General features: G+C 40.9%; 26 protein-coding genes. 12 read left to right on the top strand and 14 right to left on the bottom strand.

From position 1 onward, the window contains the following. Positions 1-25: 25 nt before the first annotated feature. The 9 genes from hutH to C9J46_RS05905 are packed head-to-tail and all read right to left on the bottom strand — an operon-like array spanning position 26 to position 7752. A complete protein-coding gene (gene hutH, locus C9J46_RS05945) occupies positions 26-1585 on the bottom strand; it encodes a histidine ammonia-lyase (RefSeq protein ID WP_107207394.1) in 1560 nt (519 codons plus the stop codon). Beyond that, a complete protein-coding gene (locus tag C9J46_RS05940) occupies positions 1572-3263 on the bottom strand; it encodes a glycosyltransferase (RefSeq protein WP_107261727.1) in 1692 nt (563 codons plus the stop codon). The genes hutH and C9J46_RS05940 overlap by 14 nt, the downstream gene beginning before the upstream one ends. Beyond that, positions 3256-3630, bottom strand: a complete 375-nt coding sequence (locus C9J46_RS05935) for a 3-hydroxyacyl-ACP dehydratase (protein WP_107290675.1) — start codon at positions 3628-3630, stop codon at positions 3256-3258. The genes C9J46_RS05940 and C9J46_RS05935 overlap by 8 nt, the downstream gene beginning before the upstream one ends. Positions 3631-3644: 14 nt before the next feature. After that, positions 3645-5042, bottom strand: a complete 1398-nt coding sequence (locus C9J46_RS05930) for an AMP-binding protein (RefSeq protein ID WP_107290664.1) — start codon at positions 5040-5042, stop codon at positions 3645-3647. Between the two features lie 60 nt (positions 5043-5102). Next, the gene (locus C9J46_RS05925; RefSeq protein ID WP_107246535.1) at positions 5103-5666 is read right to left on the bottom strand and encodes a hypothetical protein; all 564 of its coding nucleotides are present in this window, start codon (positions 5664-5666) and stop codon (positions 5103-5105) included. A gap of 3 nt (positions 5667-5669) precedes the next feature. Continuing rightward, positions 5670-5924, bottom strand: a complete 255-nt coding sequence (locus C9J46_RS05920) for an acyl carrier protein (RefSeq protein WP_107246534.1) — start codon at positions 5922-5924, stop codon at positions 5670-5672. Positions 5925-5939: 15 nt separating this feature from the next. After that, positions 5940-6200 carry a phosphopantetheine-binding protein gene (locus C9J46_RS05915; RefSeq protein WP_045148502.1) on the bottom strand — a complete coding sequence of 87 codons (261 nt, stop codon included), beginning with the start codon at positions 6198-6200 and terminating at the stop codon, positions 5940-5942. A gap of 5 nt (positions 6201-6205) precedes the next feature. Beyond that, on the bottom strand, positions 6206-7024 hold the full coding sequence (locus tag C9J46_RS05910) for a 1-acyl-sn-glycerol-3-phosphate acyltransferase (RefSeq protein WP_107290663.1): 819 nt from the start codon (positions 7022-7024) through the stop codon (positions 6206-6208). Continuing rightward, positions 7021-7752, bottom strand: coding sequence for a beta-ketoacyl synthase chain length factor (locus C9J46_RS05905; protein ID WP_107290662.1), 732 nt, complete (start codon positions 7750-7752; stop codon positions 7021-7023). Before C9J46_RS05905 ends, C9J46_RS05910 begins: the two co-directional genes overlap by 4 nt. Before the next feature lie 231 nt (positions 7753-7983). Here C9J46_RS05905 and C9J46_RS05900 point away from each other — a divergent pair, with 231 nt between their 5' ends. Together C9J46_RS05900 and C9J46_RS05895 are read left to right on the top strand one after the other, a co-directional pair. Further along, positions 7984-8382, top strand: coding sequence for a hypothetical protein (locus C9J46_RS05900; protein ID WP_107290661.1), 399 nt, complete (start codon positions 7984-7986; stop codon positions 8380-8382). Positions 8383-8509: 127 nt separating this feature from the next. After that, the gene (locus tag C9J46_RS05895) at positions 8510-9577 is read left to right on the top strand and encodes a methyltransferase (protein WP_107290660.1); all 1068 of its coding nucleotides are present in this window, start codon (positions 8510-8512) and stop codon (positions 9575-9577) included. A 10-nt stretch (positions 9578-9587) separates the two neighbouring features. Here C9J46_RS05895 and C9J46_RS05890 read toward each other — a convergent pair whose 3' ends face one another. After that, positions 9588-10466, bottom strand: a complete 879-nt coding sequence (locus tag C9J46_RS05890) for an alpha/beta hydrolase (RefSeq protein WP_107290659.1) — start codon at positions 10464-10466, stop codon at positions 9588-9590. Positions 10467-10713: 247 nt separating this feature from the next. Between C9J46_RS05890 and C9J46_RS05885 the strand changes: the two genes are divergently transcribed. Together C9J46_RS05885 and C9J46_RS05880 are read left to right on the top strand one after the other, a co-directional pair. Beyond that, the gene (locus tag C9J46_RS05885; RefSeq protein WP_107290658.1) at positions 10714-11955 is read left to right on the top strand and encodes an NAD(P)/FAD-dependent oxidoreductase; all 1242 of its coding nucleotides are present in this window, start codon (positions 10714-10716) and stop codon (positions 11953-11955) included. A 152-nt stretch (positions 11956-12107) separates the two neighbouring features. Next, on the top strand, positions 12108-12323 hold the full coding sequence (locus C9J46_RS05880; RefSeq protein ID WP_107207383.1) for a DUF465 domain-containing protein: 216 nt from the start codon (positions 12108-12110) through the stop codon (positions 12321-12323). A gap of 365 nt (positions 12324-12688) precedes the next feature. Here the strand turns inward: C9J46_RS05880 and C9J46_RS05875 are convergent, their stop codons facing one another. Both C9J46_RS05875 and C9J46_RS05870 read right to left on the bottom strand, forming a co-directional pair. Then, entirely contained in the window at positions 12689-13090 is a 402-nt protein-coding gene (locus tag C9J46_RS05875; RefSeq protein WP_107207382.1) for a DUF6201 family protein, read from the bottom strand. Next, the gene (locus tag C9J46_RS05870) at positions 13090-13647 is read right to left on the bottom strand and encodes a DUF6402 family protein (RefSeq protein ID WP_146144066.1); all 558 of its coding nucleotides are present in this window, start codon (positions 13645-13647) and stop codon (positions 13090-13092) included. Before C9J46_RS05870 ends, C9J46_RS05875 begins: the two co-directional genes overlap by 1 nt. An 831-nt stretch (positions 13648-14478) precedes the next feature. Here C9J46_RS05870 and ltrA point away from each other — a divergent pair. Continuing rightward, the gene (gene ltrA, locus C9J46_RS05865) at positions 14479-15951 is read left to right on the top strand and encodes a group II intron reverse transcriptase/maturase (RefSeq protein ID WP_107288191.1); all 1473 of its coding nucleotides are present in this window, start codon (positions 14479-14481) and stop codon (positions 15949-15951) included. 290 nt (positions 15952-16241) lie between these two features. Here the strand turns inward: ltrA and C9J46_RS05855 are convergent, their stop codons facing one another. Both C9J46_RS05855 and C9J46_RS05850 read right to left on the bottom strand, forming a co-directional pair. After that, entirely contained in the window at positions 16242-16463 is a 222-nt protein-coding gene (locus tag C9J46_RS05855) for a VF530 family DNA-binding protein (RefSeq protein ID WP_005366553.1), read from the bottom strand. A 161-nt stretch (positions 16464-16624) separates the two neighbouring features. Next, on the bottom strand, positions 16625-17686 hold the full coding sequence (locus C9J46_RS05850) for a helix-turn-helix domain-containing protein (protein ID WP_107290657.1): 1062 nt from the start codon (positions 17684-17686) through the stop codon (positions 16625-16627). Positions 17687-19079: 1393 nt separating this feature from the next. On the opposite strand from C9J46_RS05850, the gene C9J46_RS05845 reads away from it, so the two are divergent. The 7 genes from C9J46_RS05845 to atpG are packed head-to-tail and all read left to right on the top strand — an operon-like array spanning position 19080 to position 24109. Further along, positions 19080-19478 carry an ATP synthase subunit I gene (locus C9J46_RS05845; protein WP_107207378.1) on the top strand — a complete coding sequence of 133 codons (399 nt, stop codon included), beginning with the start codon at positions 19080-19082 and terminating at the stop codon, positions 19476-19478. A 1-nt stretch (position 19479) separates the two neighbouring features. Then, positions 19480-20247, top strand: a complete 768-nt coding sequence (atpB, locus tag C9J46_RS05840) for a F0F1 ATP synthase subunit A (protein WP_107207377.1) — start codon at positions 19480-19482, stop codon at positions 20245-20247. A 53-nt stretch (positions 20248-20300) separates the two neighbouring features. Continuing rightward, positions 20301-20537 (top strand): F0F1 ATP synthase subunit C, encoded by a 237-nt coding sequence (atpE, locus tag C9J46_RS05835; protein ID WP_004730405.1) that lies wholly within the window; start codon positions 20301-20303, stop codon positions 20535-20537. A gap of 52 nt (positions 20538-20589) precedes the next feature. After that, a complete protein-coding gene (atpF, locus tag C9J46_RS05830; RefSeq protein ID WP_107207376.1) occupies positions 20590-21060 on the top strand; it encodes a F0F1 ATP synthase subunit B in 471 nt (156 codons plus the stop codon). A gap of 14 nt (positions 21061-21074) precedes the next feature. Continuing rightward, positions 21075-21623, top strand: coding sequence for a F0F1 ATP synthase subunit delta (locus C9J46_RS05825; RefSeq protein WP_107287967.1), 549 nt, complete (start codon positions 21075-21077; stop codon positions 21621-21623). A 13-nt stretch (positions 21624-21636) separates the two neighbouring features. Beyond that, complete coding sequence (gene atpA / locus C9J46_RS05820) at positions 21637-23178, top strand: F0F1 ATP synthase subunit alpha (protein ID WP_105061588.1); 1542 nt, start codon at positions 21637-21639, stop codon at positions 23176-23178. Between the two features lie 58 nt (positions 23179-23236). Continuing rightward, a complete protein-coding gene (gene atpG, locus C9J46_RS05815) occupies positions 23237-24109 on the top strand; it encodes a F0F1 ATP synthase subunit gamma (RefSeq protein ID WP_107207374.1) in 873 nt (290 codons plus the stop codon). The last annotated feature ends 13 nt before the right edge of the window (positions 24110-24122 follow it).

The following is a 24122-nucleotide window of genomic DNA, read 5'->3' as shown; positions in this document are numbered from 1 at the left end:
GTTAATTTTTTACACGTGATAGAGGTTAGTAATACAACGCCCAGTGCTGCTGCTGAATCATATCAATGAACAGACGTAAATCATGTTCAAGCGGGCGATCTTCAATCACAGGTTCAAAGTGCTCTAACACGGATTGATTCATCTTTGTTAATGCAGGACTGAGGTGTGAAGCGTTAAGTTCATCATCACGTTTTCTCAGTTCAATGGCTTGGGTTGCTGCCAGTAACGAAGCGGCAGTCACCTGCTCTGTTAACTGTAATACACGTAAACAGTCACGTGATGCAATGGTTCCCATACTGACTTTATCTTGGTTATGACACTCCGTTGAGCGAGAGAAAACACTGGCTGGCATGGTGTGTTTTAATGCTTCTGCGGTCCATGCTGAAATCCCAATTTGCACGGCTTTAAAGCCATGGTTGATCGGCTTACGTTCACCAACGGCACCGGTTAAGTTAAAGGGTAAGCCATTATTAAACTTATAATCCATTAGTTGAGCCATTTGACGATCGAGTAGATCGGCAATATTAGCGACGGCTGTTTTTAGCGTATCCATTGCCATCGCAATATGACCGCCATAGAAGTGACCACCATGCAGAACACGCTCGTTATCACCGTCAATAATTGGGTTATCGTTGGCGCTGTTGAGTTCGTTTTCAATCATTTGGCGTAGCCAAGGCAGGCTGTCTTGTAAAACCCCAATAACATGCGGCGCACAACGGAGAGAGTAGCGATCTTGTAAGCGATCACTGTTACGAGGTGGACGTTCAGCTTGCAGATCAGAGCGTAACCAACTTGCGATTTGTTGTTGACCCGGGTGAGGTTTTACCGCAAACAGTGCCTCATCAAAGTGGAAATCATTACCTTGCATGGCAACAGAAACCATCGCGGTGATTTTGGTTGCCATTTGCGCAAGATATTCGGCGCGTTTGTAGGCGAGGCAGGCCAATGCGGTCATCACAGATGTGCCATTCATTAACGCTAACCCTTCTTTAGGGCGTAATTGGATTGGCGAAATGCCAAGCTCTGCAAACACTTCAGCGGTGGGGCGAATTTCACCTTTGTAGATAACATCACGCTCACCAATTAAGGTCGCTGCAACATAAGACAGTGGTGTTAAGTCACCACTAGCACCCACAGATCCTTCTTCTGGAATACGTGGCACGATGTCATGATTAATCAGCGTGACTAACTGGTTGAGCAACTCATGACTCACGCCTGAAACGCCTTGTGACAGAGAACATAAACGTGTGGCAAGGACTGCGCGAGCTTGAGGTTGCTGTAGCACTTCACCTAAACCACAACCATGAAAGCGTGTAAGGTGCAGTGGCAATTCGTCAACCAATTTAGGTGGGATCGCCACAGTACAAGAGTCACCATAGCCTGTGGTGACACCATAAATGACGCCTTCATCTTTTAATAAGCGTTCAAGAAATGCCACGCCACGATCAATCTTTTCATTAAATGCCGTGTCGTTGTTCATTTCTGCATGAGCACCATTGGCAATCGCGCAAACATCTTCAATTGTGAGGCGTTCAGCACCAAACTTAATGGTTTGTTGAGTTGTTGTTGAATTAGTCGTTGTCATTATTTTTTCCACTAAGCTGCCAAAAATTAAAAAAGTTATACCACTGCAATGGGGCTTGAATTGTGTAAGATTCTAGCCGTGATGCATAGTCTTGAACTGTTTGTTGTAATGCCGTTTCTCGTGTTTTACGAGGTAAGATCAAAGCATCGCTGAAGGGTTCGAAGTAAATATCAAAATGGGGATCTGCTTGGCTGTCATCACGTAAACCAAAGAGTAAATACACTGGCGCTTTCATGACCGAAGCCAGAATAAACGGGCCTTGTGGAAACGGGGCGGGTTTACCTAAGAAATCGGCCCATACCACACGTTGCTCTTTGGTGACCGACGTTCTATCACCGACAATCACCACCCATTCGCCTTGCTCAATTTTTTGCTGCAACATGATGGCAGTACTTGCGCTGAGCTCATTGACTTGAATAAGGTTCAGATCGGAATCAGGGTTAATGGCTTTTAATACCGCATTAAAGCGCTCTGCGTGTTCGGTAAAGACCAAAGCATTAACTTTTATATCGGGATGACGAGAACTTAACGCACGACAAAGTTCTAGATTTCCAAGGTGAGAGCCTAAAATGATGGCACCTTGTTTTCGTTTGGCGAGATCATCAAAATGTTCACTACCATGAATGGTTAAGTGTTGCTCTGAATAATCCCCTTTCCATGCCACAAGTTTGTCGAGCATGGTATGACCAAACGATAATAAATGATCATAGCTGTTGAGCTTTTTCGGCAAGGAAAGCTGATTTTCACTGGCGTAATGTTCAAGTTGCTCTAGATAATCTTCAGATGCTTTGCGAGCCGCTTTCCCTGTTAAGTAGTAATAGCCCATCACAGCTTTTAAGATCAGATTAAATGCTTTTCGTCCGAGCAGAGAATACACCGCAAGTAATGTTTTGATCCCTACAATGGTGCCGCGCTCGGCATGGGATGACCAATGTTGTTGATCGGGTGACTTTCGTTTAATCAGCTTAGGGATACGTGGCAACATGCCAAAAAATAGCTTGGTATGCATCCAACTAATTTTGACGTTATCCCACAATGCATCAAAGTGAGAGATGCCATCTTTTGGATAAATAACTTTGGTATCAATAAAACGAATATCGCCGTTATCCCAGTAAAAACGCACCATGATTTCAGTATCAAAATCCATTCTTAAACCAAGCTTGTTGTGATTAATCACATTCATCACGGCATCGATAGGGTATGAGCGAAAACCACACATACTGTCTTTGATAGCAAACGAAAGGGTTTCAATCCAGACCCAAATATGGGTGGCATAACGGCCATAAAGTCGCGATTTAGGGATTGATTCATCGTAAATCGGTTGGCCTGAAATCAGTGAATCAGGATAGTTTTTTGATTCATTGAGCAGCTTAGGTAACGCAGATAAATCGTGCTGACCATCGGCATCAATTTGAATTGCATGGGTAAAGCCAAGTGCTTGTGCCTGTTTTATGCCAGCGATAACCGCCCCCCCTTTACCTTGGTTTTGCGGCAGGGTGACAATGTTAATATTGGGGCGTTTGGCTTGTTCCGATAAAATTTTACGGGTGGCTAATTCACTACCGTCATCAACAATGACAATGGGATAATCATAATTTATCAACCCATTCACAACGGCAGGCACCGTTGCGCCATGGTTATAGCAAGGGATCAGAAAACAGGGCTTAAATTCACACATGTTGACGACCTAGCTTAATTTTACCTGATGAATGTTTATGTAGCGTGTTACTAGCATCGATTGAGGTATAGCTAAAATGCAGTTTTTGCTGATCGTCACGCCATTCAAGTGTGAGCGTGATGGTGCTATCTGGCAAGATTGGCTCTTGGAATTTAATCACATCCATACCGTTAAATAAGGTCGGCATATCAGAAAAGCATTGCTTGGCAAAATGTACTGCCCAGTCAATTTGGCTCACACCGGGTAATAACGGAAAAGCTGGGAAGTGCCCTTGAAAATCAGAGAGTTGGTTGTCAGGGCGCAAGGTGATCTCGGCCTTATAACCATCAATATGTTGAGCGAGTAATGTGGGTGTTCTATTGGTCATCATTATTATGCTTACTATGTCGAGGCGTCATCAGTAAATAACGATTCTAGATCGCTAACTAAACGCTTTCCTTGCGTATTTAAAGGAATGCTATCAACAAGGCGATAGCTGCGCGGAATACCAACCGGCTCAATCCATTGGCGAAGTTGTTGGCGCAGGAGCAACCAAAATTTCCCTTTTCCACGTTGCTGAATGTCTTTTTTTCCTTCATTTGAGAGTGTAATCACTGCGCCTAAAATAAGACGATTATTTTGCTCTAAGGGTAATACTGCGGCTTCTTCAATCCATGGTAACGAACACAGGCGCTGCTCAACATCGGTTAACGAAATACGTTTTTCTTCTATTTTAATAATGCGGTCGGTACGACCTTTTAAAATGAAATGATCGTTATCGATTTGTTCACAATGATCACTGGTTTGATACCACCGTTCTTGATCAATAAACGGCGATAAGATCTTAAGGCATTGCTCTGCATTCAGTGCGATGTCAATGACAGGGAAGCGTTGCCACGGCGTCGAAGCATCATGTTGCTGACGATAAGCAATCCCTCCGGTTTCCGTACTACCAAAGACTTCAAAAGGTAACTGGTTAAATAGTGTTTGGCATTGTTGAGCTGCCGCTAAGGGTAGCGGCCCACCAGAAGAGAAAATGGCGCGATAGTGTTGTGTTTTTTCCTCATTATCAAGGCGTTTTAGCAACGCAGGGCTGCTAATGAGCACACAATCATCACTGGCTTGTGCCATTACCTGCTCTGGGTAGATCAAATCAAAACGACTGAAACTACGATCGCAGCACAGCGGCCATAAAATACGGAACAATAAGCCATAGATATGTTGATGTGAAACGGTACTAACAATCGTGGTTTGCGCTAATTGTTGTCCCCATAGCATTTCTAACTGGGCAATTTCGTTATTTAATAATGCGAGGTTTTTAAGAATGGCTTTAGGTTTTCCGCTAGAGCCAGACGTAAATAGCGTCAGTTGAATATCAGCGAGCGTTAGTGGTTCAAATACAATAGGAACATTGAGTGAGGACTGCCAGCTTATAGTATTCAGCTTAAGGCTAATACACGATGCTGGGCATTGAATATTGTTATCGTGGAGTAAGCCATCAAAATGGTGACTAAGCTCTGCAAGTGCAGCTGGCTGGTGATTACCTGGTAACACCATGTGCTGTTTACTGTGGGCTAATGCCATAAAAGCAACAGCAAAGAAGTAGCTATCTTCACAACATATTGCCCATTGTTGTTGTTCATAGCTGTTTAGTTTTTCACTCAGCAAAGCAACATCGTTGTGAAACTGCTGCCATGATTGATGACCTGATGGATCAACAGACACCGGAGATTGGCGATCAGACTGCTGCATTAATTGAGATAACGGAATCATTGTTGTCGGCAGTATTAATGGTTTCATGGTAATTCCGGTGTTGAAGGTAGAACAAGTAGAGAGGAGCAATAATTAGAGATTGATTTCTCACTGTGATTTACGTTGAACAAATTGTCGTACAACCCATTCAATCGCAAACAGACTGCCCGCAAGAAGGTAGCTGATCAACCCGTTGTATAACGTCCATATTTGCAGTGGAAGAAAACAGGTCGTCAGTGCGATTGAACCATTAACAATGAAAAATACACACCATACTTTAGTGACATTGCGGGTATAGCGAACGCCATCTGGTGGTAAATCTGGCTCTTGCAGTCGTGCTAGTCGTTCAATGAGACTCTGTTTTTGCCATAAACTGGCACTAAACAGCCCAAGCATAAGAATATTGACGATCACTGGGTAATAAAGAAACCAGCCATGTTCACGAAAAATGCTGCCGAGTAAAGCGAGGATTAATCCCGCGCCACCGCTGAGCCATGCAATATACTTAAGTTCACGAAGCTGAGTTTGTTTCGCCGCGATAATGCGGAGTAAAAACAATACTGCCAGTAACCCAGCAACCACCCCTAACCCCCAACGGCTTAAACCATAGTAAACCGCAAGGGGGTAGGCGAGTAACGCTAATGCTGACACACCTGTCAGCAAACGCATCATCAATTATTCCTCAATAAGCTCGATCACTGCATCAACCACATCATCAACGGTACGGACAGTTTTGAACTCTTCAGGTTTGATTTTCTTACCAGTAATGTTTTGTAAATGAACGACTAAATCAACGGCATCAATACTGTCTAAATCAAGTTCAGTGTATAGATTGGTTTGCGGTTGAATGTCATCTGCATCAAGCTCAAACAGTTCCACAAGAACATTTTTCACTTGGTCAAAAACTTGGTTACGATTCGCTTCTGTCATTTTTTTTACGCTATTTTATGAGTTTTTATTATTAGAAATATAGTTTGCTAAGTTAGCAACTGATGCAAAATGTTCACGAGTATTGGTGTCATCTGCATCAATAACAATATTGTATTTTTTCTTAATCGCTAAACCCAATTCCAGCGCATCAATAGAATCTAAACCTAGGCCATCATTAAATAGCGGGGCATCTGTTTCAATATCATCAATGGTGATGTCTTCAAGGTTTAATGCATCAATGATGAGTGTTTTTAATTCGTTATGTAGTTGTTCCATAGTACCTACTTGTGATTGTTATCATGATGCTGAACAGTGTGTTGAGCAGGAAAAAGAGCATCATCAAGATAACGGTTGAGCTTACGTGCTGCTGTTGTGGCGGAATCACTACTTTCAAGAAATGATCCAACCGCTATTTTATCCTTTACTTCGACTAAGAAGAAAGGCTTGCTGTCGGGAACGCGATACCACTTTTTTTCTTTGGTTAAAAAGCTAGGTTCAACCGTGATATGAATAACACGGAGATCCGACGCTGTGCGAACTGCTATTTGTGCAGCCCCACGTTGTAATTTTGATTTTTTCCCCGGCGTAGTACGGGTGCCTTCAGGAAAAACTAATAAGACATTACCGCTACCTAATCGTTCACTACAGTCATCGAGCAAACTTTCTGGATCTCTATTGGGAATATAACCAGCGGCTTTCACAATGCCTTTCATAAATGGGTTATGCCAAATAGCCGCTTTTACCAAACAGTCGCACTGAGGAAGTCGAGAAGCGATCAGAACATAATCAATTAAACTGGGATGATTGGCCACAATAAGGCAATTTCTATCGTCCTCTAATAATTCTGTGTTTTCAAAACGGTAATCAATCGTGCCGCAAAAACGCATGGTGCGACAGAAAAAATCAAACGATTGTTGAATAATTTTCTGTATTTTAAATTCGCGCTGTTGGGTATTTTTTGCCGTTCGCGTCATTAACGGGAAAATAATGAAGGTTAAGGTAAGTGCGCCAACACCAAATAAACTAAAGCAAAATCCGGTTGCAACAATACGCCAATATTTATTCAGCTGTTGTGACAGAGTGAGTCTTGATGCTGTCACTTGTTTCGTACCCAATGCCAGTGGTTACGCTGATCTGACAGGCTAAACGCTTCGTTATCTAAAGCGAGATGTTTAATGACATCTAATGTTTGTGGATATCCCATAGCGACTTCCTTGCTGCTTCTGTCTGTTTCATTCCACTGTAGCGTGTAGCCATTACCTGCAGATAAGATAGCACTGAATGCGTAACCTTGATGAGGTTGGGTTTCAAATTCTTGATATTGTTCAGGTAATGGTTCATCAAAATCGACTAATAAAACCTGGTGGTCTGGATTTTCGCTTAGATAACACGCCGCTTCGATGAGTGCAGAGTGAAGCGTGTGCTCTGCTGCCGATAACGATGTCACAGGGATTGGCTGTTTAGTGATGATGGTATAAAGCCCTGCTGCTGTATTGTGAACCGATTGCGAGAAGGCGATGGGGGATGCATCGTCACCCTCAATGATCGATTCAACTAAATTAACAGTGCGGTGTAATTCACCATGACGGCTTGAGAAAATAATGTAATCAATCTGCTGTTGTTCTGAGATATGCAAAGCTGTTTGTAACGCCAATTTGGTTAAATTACTCATACGGCGTCGCATCATCGGCGGTATTTTATCAAACACGATAGGCTCTGGTGCTTGAGGCCAGTCTTGGGTTATTGCCCATTGCTGCCACTCAGCGAGAGATGACAAGCCAAGTGAGCGAGCTTCCCACTGGTTGATTGTAAAGTGCACAGAGTTCATGGTTAACCGTTTGCAATAAATATCGTGTTCTAATGAATGTGGCTTATGATAATAAAGTCTACCTGTGATTGAAAAACATATTTGTGTTGTTTATGGCATCTACCATGAAAAATATTATGTAATGTTTTCAAGGTGTCATTCATTCCAAAATGGAATGTCTATCTTGTTTGCTGCTATCAATCTAGATGATAATCTTTATTGACGATTAATTAAAACCATGACGAGCGTTAAATGAAAAAGACCCTAGTTAGTATAATGGCGAGTTTGCTGATTGTAGGTTGTACCAGCAAACCTGTCATGAATTTAAACGATGTCTATGTGCCGAGCACTGTCACTGGGCAACAACATTCTATTGATGATGTGCAAAAAGCGATATTAACCGCAGCAGAGCAACGAGGATGGAGCGCTCGAGTAATAAAACCTGGCTTGATTGTGGCAACCCTTTCTGTTCGAACTCATACCGCAACGGTCGACATTTCGTATTCAACATTAAGTTACAGTATTGATTATAAAAAAAGTCAAAATTTGGATTATGACGGCACAGATATTCACCGCAATTACAATAACTGGGTGATGAAATTATCTCGCTCTATCCAACAACAACTTGGTGTAACTATTCAGAACTATTAATAAAATTATCGTAATAAGTGCATAGCGAATGATATTAACTAATGACTGATAATTTGTTTTAAAACAATAAGAGTGAGTAAAGGGTCGATAGAATAAGCGGCAACTGTTTAACCTATGTAGGTGTCGTGTGACCGATTATTCTGTAGATCCTTTCAATGCTCTTGATGCAAAAACAGAAGCGCAAAAACTTGCTTTCGCTCCTATCGTATTTCAAACCGCTAAATCTCTGCGTGATCTTGGTATCTTAGCCGCATTAGATGAAGTAAAAAAAGATGGGTTGGATGCTGTTGCCATTTCAAAGCGAACAGGGATCAGTGAATATGGTGTAAAAGTGTTATTAGATATGGGCCTAAGCGCACATATTGTCACTTGGCACGCGCCAAAATACCGTTTAGCCAATCTGGGACATTATTTACTGCACGATGGTATGACTCGAGCAAATATCGATTTTACCGCAGATGTTTGTTACGCCGCGATGATGCACCTTTCTCAATCTATTAAAGAAAGCAAACCCGCAGGCCTTGTTGAATTAGGCGATTGGGAAACCATTTATCAAGGGCTATCTCAACTACCTATGGCCGCCAAAGAAAGTTGGTTTAATTTCGACCATTTCTATTCTGATCGTTCATTTCCGTTACTACTTGAACGTGTCTTTGCGAAAAAGCCTAAACGCTTATTTGATATCGGTGGCAACACGGGTAAGTGGGCGCAACAGTGTTGTGCGTATGATCCTGATGTGAACGTTACTATTATCGATTTACCACAACAAATTGAGATGGCACTTACGCAAGCCAAAGAAAAAGGGCTGGCAGAACGCATTTTGGGTGTAGGCACTAACTTACTGGATAAATCTCAAGCATTACCGCAAGGAGCGGATGTGTGGTGGATGAGCCAGTTTTTAGATTGTTTTTCACCGATGGAAATACTGAGTATTTTACGTCGCGTACGTGAAGCGATGTCACCTGATGCGGTGGTGTATATTTTAGAGCTTTTCTGGGATGCACAGCGTTACGAAGCGGCGACCTATAGCTTGAATGCGACCTCGTTATATTTCACTTGTTTAGCCAACGGTAATAGTCGTTTCTATCGCAGTGATGATTTTCTAGAAATCGTCAAAGAAGCGGGCTTTATTGTGACAGAGCGCGAAGACAATATTGGTTTAGGTCATACCTTATTAACCTTATCAGCCGCATAAACGAACCGAACTATTCATTATAAGCGATCATTTGCGTGACTTGCTCTCGGTTATTTTGTCTCACATATTGCTCGGTGTTAACTAACCACTGGGCAATATTGTGCTGATAACGAGGATGGTCGCCTGTCATGGCTCTCGCGTGGCGACAATCATCGAAAGCCATAAATTCTTTATTCCCCTTGAGCTGTTGATAGAGGGTCTCACCAAATTCAAACGGCACAACGCTATCTTCTTCACAGTGTACTACCAAGGCATGACTTTCCGGCACCCGATGTAGGCTCTGCTCTGCGGCATAATCATCTCGCATAATTACCAGTGCAAACCAATCATAGAGTTTACCAAAAGGGCTTTGGCTTAAAACAAACTGCGCTTCTTTAACATAACTGGTAAAGGGGGAGTCGAGAATAATACCGTCAATTTCAATCGGATTATCAGCCCAAGCCCGTAAAAAGATATTACTTCCAGTAGAAGTAGCGACAACAAATAATGGCTGGTGGTTATATTGATTGATGTAATTAAGGATCGAAATCGCATCAAGGTACGCATCTTTGTCTGTTGCCGTCCCTGTTGAGTGACCAAAGCCTGAATAGTCGAAAGTGATCACGTTAAAACCATAATCTGTCAGCCATGCGACTTTTTCTTGGGTTTGCTCCATTTGCCCACTGTTACCATGAAAGTGAACCACAGTACCGCGAAGATCAGGTGACGACATAGAAGAAGTATTCGTGGGATGATAATAGCGATAAGCAATTTTATTGCCAGAGAGCGAATCAAGCCAAACGACCTCTTTACTTGGCATATCATTATTTGATGGTGAGAAAAATGCTTGGTTGGCACAACCAGATATTACAGGAAGTAATAACAGAGTCAGAAGCAAAAAAGAGTTCATGGGCATCTTCCTGATTTTTCATGACGTATTTACAGTGTGTACGTCTTAAAACGAAAATGTGATCTCTCCTGTGAGAAAATAAAACAATGCCCCTAATTGCTGTTTTTTAAGATAAAGCGCTCCCCGTTGTATGGTGTGAAGAAATAACTTTGTTAAACTCTGCGCTGAAAATATATCCAAACCGATCGTTGCTTCTTATCTCACACCTGTCAGGTAAGACATTTACAGTGTTAATAAAAGGAAAAAGATGTTGAATAGTAGACAACGTACCCAAGTTGCAATTATTGGCGCAGGCCCATCAGGCTCTGTTGCAGCAGCGTTGCTCAATCAAAATAATATTGATGTTGTTGTCTTAGAGAAAAACACTTTTCCTCGTTTTTCTATCGGCGAAAGCTTATTACCTGCCTGTATGGAAGTGATAAAAAAAGCCAATATGCTCGATGCAGTAACAGGCGCTGATTTTCAATATAAAAATGGCGCTGCATTTCGCCGTCGTGATACCTATACGGCGTTTGATTTTCGCGATAAATTCACAGCAGGCGCTGGTACGACTTACCAAGTACAGCGTGGCAACTTTGATAAAGTGTTAGCCGATGAAGCGGCCAAGCAAGGGGTTGAAATTCGTTACCAACACAACGTAGAAGCAATTGAATGTGGGGACACTCGCTCCGTTATTACGGTTCGTGATGCGTTAACAGGACAAACCTATACGCTCGAAGCCGACTTTATTTTAGATGCCAGTGGTTTTGGGCGTGTATTACCGCGTTTACTCGATTTAGAGCAGCCGTCTTGTTTACCTGTGCGTCATGCCATTTTTACCCATGTGGTGGATCATATTGAAGATAGCGGTGTTGAGCACGATCGTGAAAAGATTTTAATTTCCGTTCACCCAACAAATGAAGATGTGTGGTTTTGGCTTATTCCATTTAGCAACGGGACTTGCTCATTAGGTGTGGTGGCAGAGCCTGAATTTTTAGCCCAATACGATGCTGATGAAAAAACCGCATTGCAGCAAATTGTGGCGCAAGAGCCAACATTAAATAAGCTGCTTAGCAAAGCTGAATACGCCAATCCTGCTGCGCAAATTGGCGGTTATTCTGCCAATGTAAAACACCTTGCGACGAACAACTATGCGTTATTAGGCAATGCAGGGGAGTTTTTAGACCCTGTATTTTCATCAGGCGTGACCATTGCAATGCAATCGGCAGATTTGGTTGTTAGCGCCTTATTGAAGCAATTAGCAGGCGATGAGGTTAATTGGCAGCAAGAATATGCCGATAAATTAATGGTAGGGGTAAATACCTTCCGTACCTATGTCGAAGGTTGGTACTCTGGTGAATTACAAAAAGTGATTTTCTATACCGATCCCGATCCTAAAATAAAACAAATGGTGTGCTCGATACTGGCAGGTTACGCATGGGATCAGAAAAACCCGTTTGTTGCTCAATCTGAACGCCGCTTAAGAACTCTCGCTGAAATTTGTAGTTAAGTCGCCTTGCGCCTATTTAAAGCCATATTCAATGGCTTTAAATAGTAATATTGTTTTTCATAAATAGAGCAGAAAAAGTGTGATTTTTGTCTTAATTTAATTAGATAGAAGGCGTATAACTAAGACATAAGCTATTTATGAGGAGAGTTCCGATGTTTCCAGAATACAAAGAGTTAATCGATTCTTTAAAAGGTAAAGAAGTTGCTTTTGATCGTCTATACAATAAACACAGCGAGCTTAACGCTGAAATTGAAAAGATGACAGCGAAAGACGGTTACGACGAAGATGTTATTGATAAGCTTAAAAAAGAAAAACTATTGCTTAAAGATGAAATCTTGGCTTATTTGAAAAGTGTAGAAGCTAAATAATCATTTATTAATCAACAATAAGTGAAAAGAAACAGAAAAGATAAGTGAGAGCTTTTCTTTTCTGTTTTTTATTTGTCTGAATATAGCAACCAATAACGAATGGCTATAGTGGACAGAGTACGTGACTCATTAGATAACCTGTATTTATCACACTGCGATCATAGCTTCGCCTAACACACTTTTGGACAAAACCTTCTTAGGCTTTCTATTCTATTTAGGCTGATAAGCATTAGAGAAAGTATTGGTAACTTCTTCACAAAGTATCTTTAGGGAACAAAAAGACTGCCACTGTGGACGGTCATTTAACAATAAAGCTATTTATGCGTACTAATAAAGTTAAATCATCAAAAGATATAGCAGTGATATCAATAAGAAATGAATCCTATGATCTTACTCCACCATTTTTTTTTATTAATCGGTATATCATAATCACAATTCTCTGGTAAAACACCAAGATACGGCCTGTCCTTTGACGGGAATAATATATTATATTGTTCCATCCTCATAATACAAAAAGGTGTACTTTGTCCTATATAATTACCATTTTTGTCAAATAATGTTATATATCTTTTACCTTCCAATCCTTGAATTAAAGATAATGGTGTTGTCATTGTTACCGGTGATAAAACTATTTTCCATTTTTTATCTGGACTAATTATTGTATGAGAATGACTATCATCAATGAAGGAAACTGGTGACAACACAGCCCACCAAAATAAAAAAAACGGAACTATTAATATTAAAGTTAATTTTAAATAATTTGCCATTATAATTTTACCGATTTATCCTTATTTAAAGGTTCCATCCATATAATGTCAGAGAAAACAATATAATCACCACCCGAATTATGTTTTTTCTGCCATGACCTAAAATCATCATTTTCAACAGGAACATAATCTGAAAACTCTCTTGCCAATAATCCAAATAGCCCTTGTGTATAAGAACTAATATAGATTGATGCTTTAGCTTTATCTAAAGTTCCCGATTTACTCCATATACCTAGTGGTTCTGATAAACCAAATTTAGTCCATTTACTATCCGATAAAAAATCGTAAGTATCCTTTAAATAAAAACCTATTTTCTCAACGATAAAATACGGTTCATTATCAAATGTTGTTGTGAATCCTGAGACAGCTAGTTTTAAAGTGGCATTACCAATCGCACCATACCAATCATCTATGGTGTCAAGTAAACTGCCAATAGTTCTTATATTAACCTGAGAGGTTGCATCAATTTCTAAGACATCTTCACTTCTTCTTAGAAAAACATTATTTTTACCATCCCAACCGTGCATTCTTAATCTTGCTTTTAATTGATCTTTCACGCATATCATGATTGAAGCCCAAGGTGATTGTACAGCAAAGCATGCATCGCCATAAGAAAAAGCATAGGAAAAACAAAAAATAGACATTGTGTTTTTGTTAATGATGTTACTAGTTTCAAAGTATTCAATCAGGGGCGGAGTTTGCGCATGAAAACCTAAAAGTGACGTTTTACTGACAGATAAAGTTGGCCTAATAAAACTAATCCAAAATCACATTAATACGATATGAATGAGTATTAGGTCTAACTCATAAAGGGGCGTGCGACGTGATGTCGTATGAAGCGCTGTTCACCGCTCAACGAGTGAACCATCTGTATCACCAGATGAACCTAGGAGCCTGAATAAAGTAGCGGCTCTGACAATGTAACGAAGGTTGGTATTTTCCAATCGGGATTGAAGTCGTGAGAGGACGATCCTCCTGATAACCACAACATCGGGTGAGTGCTAGGTAGTCAGCATGATGAACATAAGTGAATCCGCGTAAGGTGCGTTATATTATGAAACAGCGGAAGTGGTTAATACGCTGTAGCCAAAAGGCACGAGAGTCGGAAAGAGATTGCCCCATGCTCTTTCGTGATCGTTGAACTCTCCGCACCATAGCGGGCATCTAAACTGACATTGCGCGACATACGGAACACGGTAAGCCTGTATCACTCCCACTGGGAAAGTCTCTGCGACCGATAGTGATGCAGGTAGAGGATGTTGGAAAAAGCGAAGGCTGCATTGTAACGATGCAGATACAGGTCTCTATCTGGCACGAAAGTGAGCTGACTTCTAACTGGTCTTCCGTTGCAAGATAATTTGAAGAACTTTATTCAAGGAGAAACGCAAATGATGATTTCAAAAGAGATTAGTGCCTCTCCTGACAGTGCTCAATGGCAATCCATCAATTGGAAGGCCGTTGAATCCCATGTTTTAAAGCTTCAGATGCGTATTGCAAAGGCAACACGAGAAGGTAAACACGGCAAAGCGAAAGCGGTGCAGTGGATACTGACTCACTCACGCTCAGCAAAACTTCTTGCTGTTAAGCGGGTATCACAAAATAAAGGCAGTAAAACGCCTGGAATTGACGGCGTTATCTGGAATACAGATACGCGCCGCATGAAAGCAGTCAATCAATTGAGCAGAAAAGATTATAAAGCCAAACCGCTCAAGCGTATCTACATCCCCAAGAAAAACGGCAAGCTTAGACCACTGGGTATCCCCTGTATGGTCGATAGAGCGCAGCAAACGCTTCATCTTCTTGCACTAGAGCCAGTGTCAGAAACACTTGCCGACCCTAATAGTTACGGATTTAGACCAAACCGTAGTACTGCCGATGCAATCGCTCAGTGCTTCAAATGTCTGGCGCTAAAGAAATCTGCACAATGGGTTCTTGAGGGAGATATCAAAGCTTGTTTCGACAAGATCGGACATCAATGGTTAATGGATAACATTGCCGTCGATAAACGCATGTTGGAACAATGGCTAAAGTCTGGTTTTATGGATAAAGGGCTGTTCTATCGTACTGATGAGGGAACACCTCAAGGAGGGGTTATATCCCCAACCTTGATGCTAATGACTCTTGCGGGGCTGGAGCAGCACATAAAGCCTACCGCACTTAAAAAGGGTGCTAGAGCCAACTTTATTGGATACGCCGACGACTTCGTCGTCACCTGTGCTTCAAAGGAAGTGCTGGAGAACGATATCAAACCGTTGATTGCTGATTTCTTAGCAGAAAGAGGCCTAACACTCTCCGAAGAGAAAACGCACATGACTCATATCAGTCGTGGTTTTGATTTTCTAGGTTTTAACCATAGGAAATACAAAGGGAAATTACTCATTAAACCGAGCAAATCCAATACACTACTGTTCTTGACCAACTTGCGCGAACTCATCAAAAAGCACGCAACTATCCCCGTTAACGATTTAATTAAGTTAATAAATCCGAAACTAAGGGGCTGGTCGAATTACTATCGACACTGCGTGGCTAAACAGGTATTCGGATATGTAGGTCACAAGCTATTCCATACGTTATGGCACTGGGCAAAAAGGCGTCATCCAACAAAATCCAGAACTTGGATCGCCCTTAAGTACTTCATCAACCGTCAAGGCCAATGGCAATTTCACGGTTGGCAGAAGATCATGAATATGGACTGTCAGTTCAATCTGTTTCAAATAGCCAAGGTGCCAATAGAGAGACATGTGAAAATCAGGAGCGCTGCTACGCCTTTTGATCCTCAATACCAAGAATACTTGGCAAAGAGAAAATCAAAGAAGCAATGCCGTAACTCTTGGCATGAGCCTGCTCTCGCTGCTTTATAAGTTGCTGGGTGCCAATCGGTGCCTTCGTGAAGGCTTGAGCCTAGTGCGGTGAAAGTTGCACGCTGGGTTCTTAGAGGGACGACACTTGGTAACAGGTGTCGTCTACTCGACAGAAGTGCGCTAGAACAACTAACCACATTTAATGACATCGATATCATTATTCGGATTGGTTAAACAATATAGTAAGACTGTTGATTGTGATGGTTATTTAAAGAAAGGGAGAGGTGAGCAGCGAAGAAGAAATGGCATACCTTACTTATGTATTAGTTAAAGTGCGTATGCCAATCGGGTTACTTACAAAAAGTCTCAATATATAAGGCTTCTACTTTGTCTCTTGCCCATTGGGTTTTGCGTAAAAACTTTAAAGACGACTTAATAGAGGGATCGCTGTAAAAACAGTTAATTTTAATTCTTGCATCTAGCCCTTCCCATCCGTAGTGCTCTTGTAAACGTACAAGGATCTTTTCTAACGTCAAACCGTGTAATGGGTTGTTGATTTGTTCTTGGCTCATGATTGAGTGTTCCTACCATCGCGAAATCTGTCGACGGAGTTTAGCAGAATGCGCTGGTCTGGTTTAAGGTTTTCACAAAATTAAAGCCTATCTCGTTAGCTTATCGACTACAATCAGCTACCTATTTAGCAGCTAATTGAACAATAGTGAAGTAACGAGTCTTAAATGAGTTCCCAATGTGAAACCACACGCGGTGCTATTGTTTGGTTTTTACTGGTTAACTGAGACGGGCATAGTCCTGTCCAGCGTTTAAACGCGCGTGAAAAGGTACTGAGATCAGAAAAACCTAATTGCTGTGCAATGTCAGCTAACCCTAACTCTGAATTATCTAACAGGGATAACGCCATTTCTAATTTATAGTTTTCTAAAACCCCACGATAACTTGTTGATAAACATGCTAAACGTCTATTTAAGGTGCGAAAGCTGATGTCCATTAAACTTGCGATATGGTTGCCAGAGGCGGCCTCTAAATCAGGTAGGCTTCTGAGCGCACGGTAAACTTGATGAATCACATTGTTCTGCTGATAGTTTACGAGCTGATGTTTTAACTGCCATAAGCTGTTTTGATGGATCACCGGATCAGAATCGGTTAATGGCAAGGATAACGACTTTTTACTAAAAGTCAGGCGGATCAACGGAAAGCTATAGTGGCATTTTATATTCAGTGCAGATGACGCAATCAGGTTATCAAACAACGGTTGTTCGATACGTAAATTGGTCAGCGAGGGTAAATACGCATCACCTTTAAGTGTTTGTGTGCCCCACGTTTGCTTGATGACATTCAATAATAGCGCAAAGTGTAAAGCCAATAACGATAGGCTTTCTGTTGAATGTTTTGCGATCGGTTCATTACTTAATAGCCACAAGTTGATGTTGTCACCTTTATTTTCATCTAAATGAAAACGAATAGAGCTATTGAGTAATGCGCTGTAGTGGCACAGTGTATGTAATTGCGTGTAGCGATCTGGGCTCGTCCATAGCGCTAAACTATAGAAGTTAAAGGTTAAAGGATTTACTGACTGGGCTATTTTTGTAATTTGAGTGGATAAAGCATGATACTCAGGCGTGATAGTTGAGAGGTATTGCTTTAGCCACAGACCTTCAAAATGGGTCATGTCAAAGGTGTGATTCTCTTCAATATTGAAGTTTGCAAAAGGAATGACACTTTTCCAACCTGAAGAGACGGTATTTTTTAATGATGAGAGTTGAGATTTGACTTCCATTGTTACTTATATACCTCATAAAAGTTACATCTCAGAAACATACCAGCGTATTAAAAGACAAGATTAAATAGAGGGTACAAATTAATGTCACTAAATGCAGTTATCAGTTAGTTGATAATGTGTCTTTAAAGTAACAGCTATGTGTCTTTGTCTTTATTTTTTATCAGTAAATATGTATCATCGTTGTTTGGTTTATTTACATTAGCAATATTTGTAGCACATTAATATTGTTTATTTTGTGCTAATTCTACGTATGGAAAAATTGTTAATCTATAATTATAGATCAAACAGTCGATAAATTTTGTCGGATAGCTCTATTTTTATTACGATTCATTTTTATTATATATAACCTAATTGGTAAATATAATGGCTGAATTTAGCAATTCTTAACGTCTCTATTTTATATATAGCATTGGATGCATATGTTGACTTTTATATTTTAATTTTAATGTATTATTTATGTTCTTTTCTTAGGGCATATTATCGCTCGTAGTGATCGATATTTTAAATATAATGTTGTCTATTTTTTATGACTTCATATTGTCATTTACAACGTTGAAAATAGCTTTCAATGAGCGTTTGTTTATATTTATTGAGCTTAGAGGTGAACGTTTTTGGGTGCCGTTAAAGGCTTTTATTACCTTTGTTAATCAGCATCTTATTATTTCATTCTGTGATATCGGAATTTTATTAATAACGCTGTACCGATACCTTCTTTTAAAAAATAATTTGGCTATATATACAGTCAACTATTTTTATTCCCTTTTCTTCTTTTTTCGCCACAGAGAGCGTCCTGCTAGTGCTGATTGTTATGTTTTCTCTTCCTTGAACTCGCAGTGAAAGAGCAAGAAGACAAGCTTAAATCGCATGATTTTGCCGTTTTAAAATTGAAATTTATTGCAAAAAAAGACAATAAATAGCAAATAACCGTCAACTTTTATGGTTGATAATAATTATTAATACGCCGTGAGTTTTGTATTTCGCTCATTTTGATTATCGATGTTAATACATAATTATTCGCTTTGCTTACAATATAATCCATTCAGGCTGCAATCATTTACTTACTCAAAAATGAAAAACATTGATTTCATTTTTTTTAATAGCGTTAGTGATAACGATCACGTAAATTTTAATCATCAAGAGGTGGCGTCAAAGTTATTGATTTTAAATGTGTTGCAAGTTGCATTGATATAAATAACACTTTTCTGCTTCGGTATTTAATATTTATTTAACATTTTAGTTGATGAGATATTTGCTCTTGGTGAGGGAATTTTCTCTTGCGATATTATTCATTCCTTACGTTTGTGTAAATTTAATCACAAGTTGAAATAACCCGTAATAAGTTGAAATGGAGGGGGTTAGCAGGTTATTGCATAAATAAAGAGGATTAGAAATGAATACGAAATCTGGTTCTAGCGATATTTTATCTGCAGCAAAAGTAATAGTGATTGGGCAAATAATATTAGGTTTACTTTTTATTTTTTTTGCTTCTATTACGACTAATTGGTTTGGCGTTAAATCTTCAATTATTGGGGTGGCTATTGCAGTTATTCCTTCATTGTTAGGATTAAGTGCCGCTGCTTTTAAAATAAAAACAAATAAAGACATTAGTATTCGATATTTAGCCAAACTTAATAGTTTTATTAAGTGGGTATATACCGCGGTAATGATTTTAGCTGTTGTTCGTTTTATTCCAGTAAATCATGTAGCTATGTTATTAGCTTATAGCGTGACATTTTTAGGATGCTTTTTAACCCCGATACTTAACAAACCTCAATTTAGGATGACGTAAGGTGGAAGCAGTAACTACCGCTCACGAATATATTGAGCACCACTTAACATTCCTTACTGTAGGCCACGGTTTTTGGAGCCTAAATATAGACTCCATGTTTATGGTATGGGTGTTAGGTTTACTCTTCATCGGTGTCTTTAAATATGTTGTTAGCCACGGAACCTCTGGGGTTCCAGGTCGATTGCAATGTTTTATTGAGATCACTTATGAATTTGTAAACAACCTTGTTAAGGAAATTTTTCAGACGAGAAGCAAGATAGTCGGCCCTTTAGCGTTAACTATCTTCGTGTGGGTTTTCTTAATGAATATGATCGACTTAATTCCGGTCGACTTCGTTCCTGCATTAGCACGAGCACTGGGCTTTGAACATTTCCGTGATTTGCCTTCTGCTGATGTGAACGTACCGATGTCGATGGCGTTAGGTGTGTTTATTTTAATCATTGGTTACACCTTAAAAACTAAGGGACTTGTTGGCTTTATTAAAGAGTTAACAACACAACCATTTGAACACCCATTGTTGTATCCGGTGAACTTCGTTTTGGAGTTGGTGACATTAATTTCAAAACCAATTTCTCTTGGACTTCGACTCTTCGGAAATATGTATGCAGGTGAAATGATTTTTATCCTGATTGCATTAATGCCGTGGTGGATGCAGTGGGCGTTAAGCGTGCCGTGGGCATTGTTCCACATTTTAATTGTGTTCCTTCAGGCCTTCATCTTCATGGTACTAACTGTTGTGTACCTAGCGATGGCAACTGAAGAACATTAATAAATTAAGTTCGATTTAAGTTTTATCTATTAAATAAATTTTTGGAGTCATTCATGGATATTGTAAGTGCAGTTCTTTACGTTGCTGGTGCGCTTCTCATTGGTTTAGGCGCGGCAGGTGCGGCTTCTGGTATCGGTAATCTTGCGGGTAAATACCTTGAAGGTGTTGCACGTCAGCCAGATTTAACCCCTATGTTACGTACTCAGTTTTTTATCATGATGGGTCTTGTGGATGCGGTACCTATGATTGGTGTAGGTATCGGTCTTTACATCATCTTTGCTGTGGCTTAATAGCCAGAACTACCGTTATAAATCATAACGTTATTTAAATAGTGAGGATGGTATGAATTTAAATGCAACCATGCTTGGTCAGGCAATCTCATTCGTGATTTTTGTTTGGCTATGTATGAAATATGTTTGGCCACCGCTATCTGCGTTAATTGACCAACGTCAGCGCGAAATCGCTGAAGGACTGATTCATACCGAAAACGCGTCAAAAGAGCTTGAATTAGCAAAAGCTAATGGTGAAAAGCTTCTGGATGATGCGAAGAAAAGTGCAAATGAATTAGTCGAGCAAGGTAATAAGCGTCGCGCTCAAATTATCGAAGAAGCCCAAGCGGAAGGTGAGAAAGAAAAAGCTCGCATTATTGCTCAGGGCAATGCTGAAGTGGAAAGTGATCGTAATCGCCTTCGCCAAGAACTCCGTGCAGAAATGTCTGACATGGTGATTGAAACGGCGCAGAAACTGATTAATCGTAACTTAGACACAGATGCTAACCGCGATCTTGTTAATAAACTCATCAAGGATATGTAAGCGGAGAGCACATTATGTCAGATCCACTAACTATTGCTCAGCCCTATGCCAAAGCAGCGTTTGATTTCGCTCTTGCCAATGATGCATTGGAACAATGGGAGCAAATGTTAATTATCGCAGCAACGGTTGCTAGCCAACCCGTTATTGCTCAGCAAATTGAAGATAGCGAGCAGTTTGGCGAGCATGACTCATCAGCGTTTACTGACATGTTCTTGGGCGTTTGTGAGGGGCTGCTGGATGAACATGGCCAGAACCTGATCAGAGTAATGGCTGAAAATGGACGTCTAAATGTGATTGCGCAAGTTGCTGAATTGTTCCATGAGCTGAAAGAAGATCATGAGCGCATGGTAACAGCGATAGTAACAACAACCGAGCCGTTAACAGATGAGCAGAAAGCGAACCTGATACAGGCGCTGCAAAAGAAATTAAATCGCAGTGTTGAGCTTGATTGTCACATTGATGAGTCGCTAGTTGGCGGAATGCTAATCAAAGCCGGTGAAATGGTGATTGATGGCTCGCTAAAAAGCTCTATCAACCGACTTGCTACAAGCCTTCAGGCGTAATAGGTAATTAGATATGCAACTGAATTCCAACGAAATTAGCGATTTAATTAGACAACGAATCGCCACCTTTAACGTGACCAGTCAGGCACGTAATGAAGGTACTATCGTCTCTGTAAGCGACGGTATTATTGTTATCAATGGTCTTGCTGATGTTATGCAAGGTGAGATGATTGAACTTCCAGACAACCGTTATGCATTGGCACTTAACTTAGAGCGTCACTCTGTAGGTGCGGTAGTGATGGGTCCTTATGCTGATCTTGCTGAAGGCATGAAAGTAACAGGTACCGGTCGTATCCTCCAAGTGCCAGTAGGTAAAGGTTTATTGGGTCGTGTTGTTAACACCCTTGGTCAGCCTATTGATGGTAAAGGCGCGATTGACAACGATGGCTTTGCGCCTGTTGAAATTATCGCACCCGGTGTAATCGATCGTAAATCGGTTGATCAGCCAATCCAGACTGGTTACAAAGCGGTTGACTCTATGGTGCCAATCGGTCGAGGTCAGCGTGAGTTGATTATCGGTGACCGCCAAACAGGTAAAACAGCGATGGCGATTGATGCCATCATTAACCAGAAAGATTCTGGTATTTACTCTGTGTATGTGGCTATTGGTCAAAAAGCATCAACAATTGCTAACGTTGTGCGTAAGTTAGAAGAAAACGGCGCGCTGAAAAATACCATTGTTGTTGTAGCATCAGCGTCTGAAGCGGCCGCCCTTCAATACCTAGCCCCGTATGCGGGTTGTACGATGGGTGAATACTTCCGTGACCGTGGTGAAGATGCTCTGATTGTTTATGATGACCTGTCTAAGCAGGCTGTTGCTTACCGTCAAATCTCACTATTGCTTAAGCGTCCACCCGGCCGTGAAGCCTTCCCTGGTGATGTCTTCTACCTTCACTCACGTCTACTAGAGCGTGCATCACGTGTAAATGCTAACTATGTTGAGCGTTTTACTAACGGTGAAGTGAAAGGTCAAACAGGTTCATTAACTGCGTTACCTATCATTGAAACCCAAGCGGGTGACGTATCAGCTTTCGTACCAACCAACGTAATTTCGATTACTGATGGTCAGATCTTCTTGCAGACTAACTTGTTCAACGCAGGTTTACGTCCAGCGGTTGACCCGGGTATTTCGGTCTCTCGTGTTGGTGGTGCGGCGCAGACTAAGATCATCAAGAAACTGTCTGGTGGTATTCGTACCGCACTTGCACAGTATCGTGAATTAGCAGCCTTTGCTCAGTTCTCATCGGATCTTGATGATGCAACACGTAAACAGCTAGACCATGGTGAAAAAGTAACTGAGCTAATGAAGCAAAAGCAGTACGCACCTATGTCTGTCGCTGAGCAAGCACTGGCTATTTTCTCTGCCGAGAAAGGTTATTTGAATAACGTTGAGTTATCTCAAATCGGTGCATTTGAAGAAGCATTAATGGCATTTGCTAAGAGTCAGTCAGCTGAATTACTAGCAAAAATTAATGAGTCTGGTGATTACAACGATGACATCGAAGCAAGCTTGCACCAGCTTCTAAAAACATTCGTTGATACCCAGTCGTACTAAGCGACGAGAACATTTCCGTCCAAGTACGATGCAGTATGAATGTAGATAGGAGCTAACCATGTCAAATGCAAAAGAGATCCGCACTAAGATCGCCAGCGTGCAAAATACGCAAAAGATCACGAGTGCTATGCAGATGGTTGCCGCAAGTAAGATGCGCAAAGTTCAACAGAACATGGAAGCGACCCGACCTTACGCAGAGAACATGCGTAAAGTGATCGGACACGTGACTTCGGGTTCGTTGGAGTACAAGCATCCCTATCTTGAAGAGCGTGAAGTAAAACGTGTCGCTTACATCATTATTTCCTCAGACCGAGGATTATGTGGTGGCTTGAACATTAATTTGTTTAAGAAAGCACTGGCAGATATGCGTCAGTGGAAAGATCAAGGGGTGGAGGTTGATACCACCTTGATCGGTTCAAAAGCGATTTCGTTTTTCCATCGTTTCGGCAACGTGATTGCACAAACATCCGGTATTGGTGATGAACCAAAACTTGAAGATATTTTAGGCCCAGTTAACGCCATGTTGGAGTATTTCGACGAAGGCAAGATTGACCGCTTGTTCCTAGTTTACAACGAGTTTGTAAATACCATGGTGCAAAAGCCGAAGGTGGCACAATTGCTACCTAATCCTCAGCTTGAAGAAGAAGAGTTAGCGGATGCTAATGAATCAAGCCGCTGGGACTATATCTACGAGCCAGATCCAAAACCCATTCTCAACGAACTGATGCTTCGCTATATCGAATCACAGGTCTACCAAGGCACTGTTGAGAGTATCGCTTGTGAACAAGCAGCGCGAATGGTTGCGATGAAAGCAGCAACCGATAATGCGGGCGAGCTGATTAATGATTTACAGCTGGTTTATAACAAAGCCCGTCAAGCTGCTATTACCCAAGAGCTAAGTGAAATTGTCGCTGGGGCACAAGCCGTTTAAATAGAATTTTGAG

It is taken from the genome of Photobacterium sp. GB-36, assembly GCF_003026135.1.
In the GTDB taxonomy this organism is placed as follows: domain Bacteria; phylum Pseudomonadota; class Gammaproteobacteria; order Enterobacterales; family Vibrionaceae; genus Photobacterium.
Note: the sequence above shows the minus strand (reverse complement) of the source record. Positions and strands in the feature narration are given on the sequence as shown.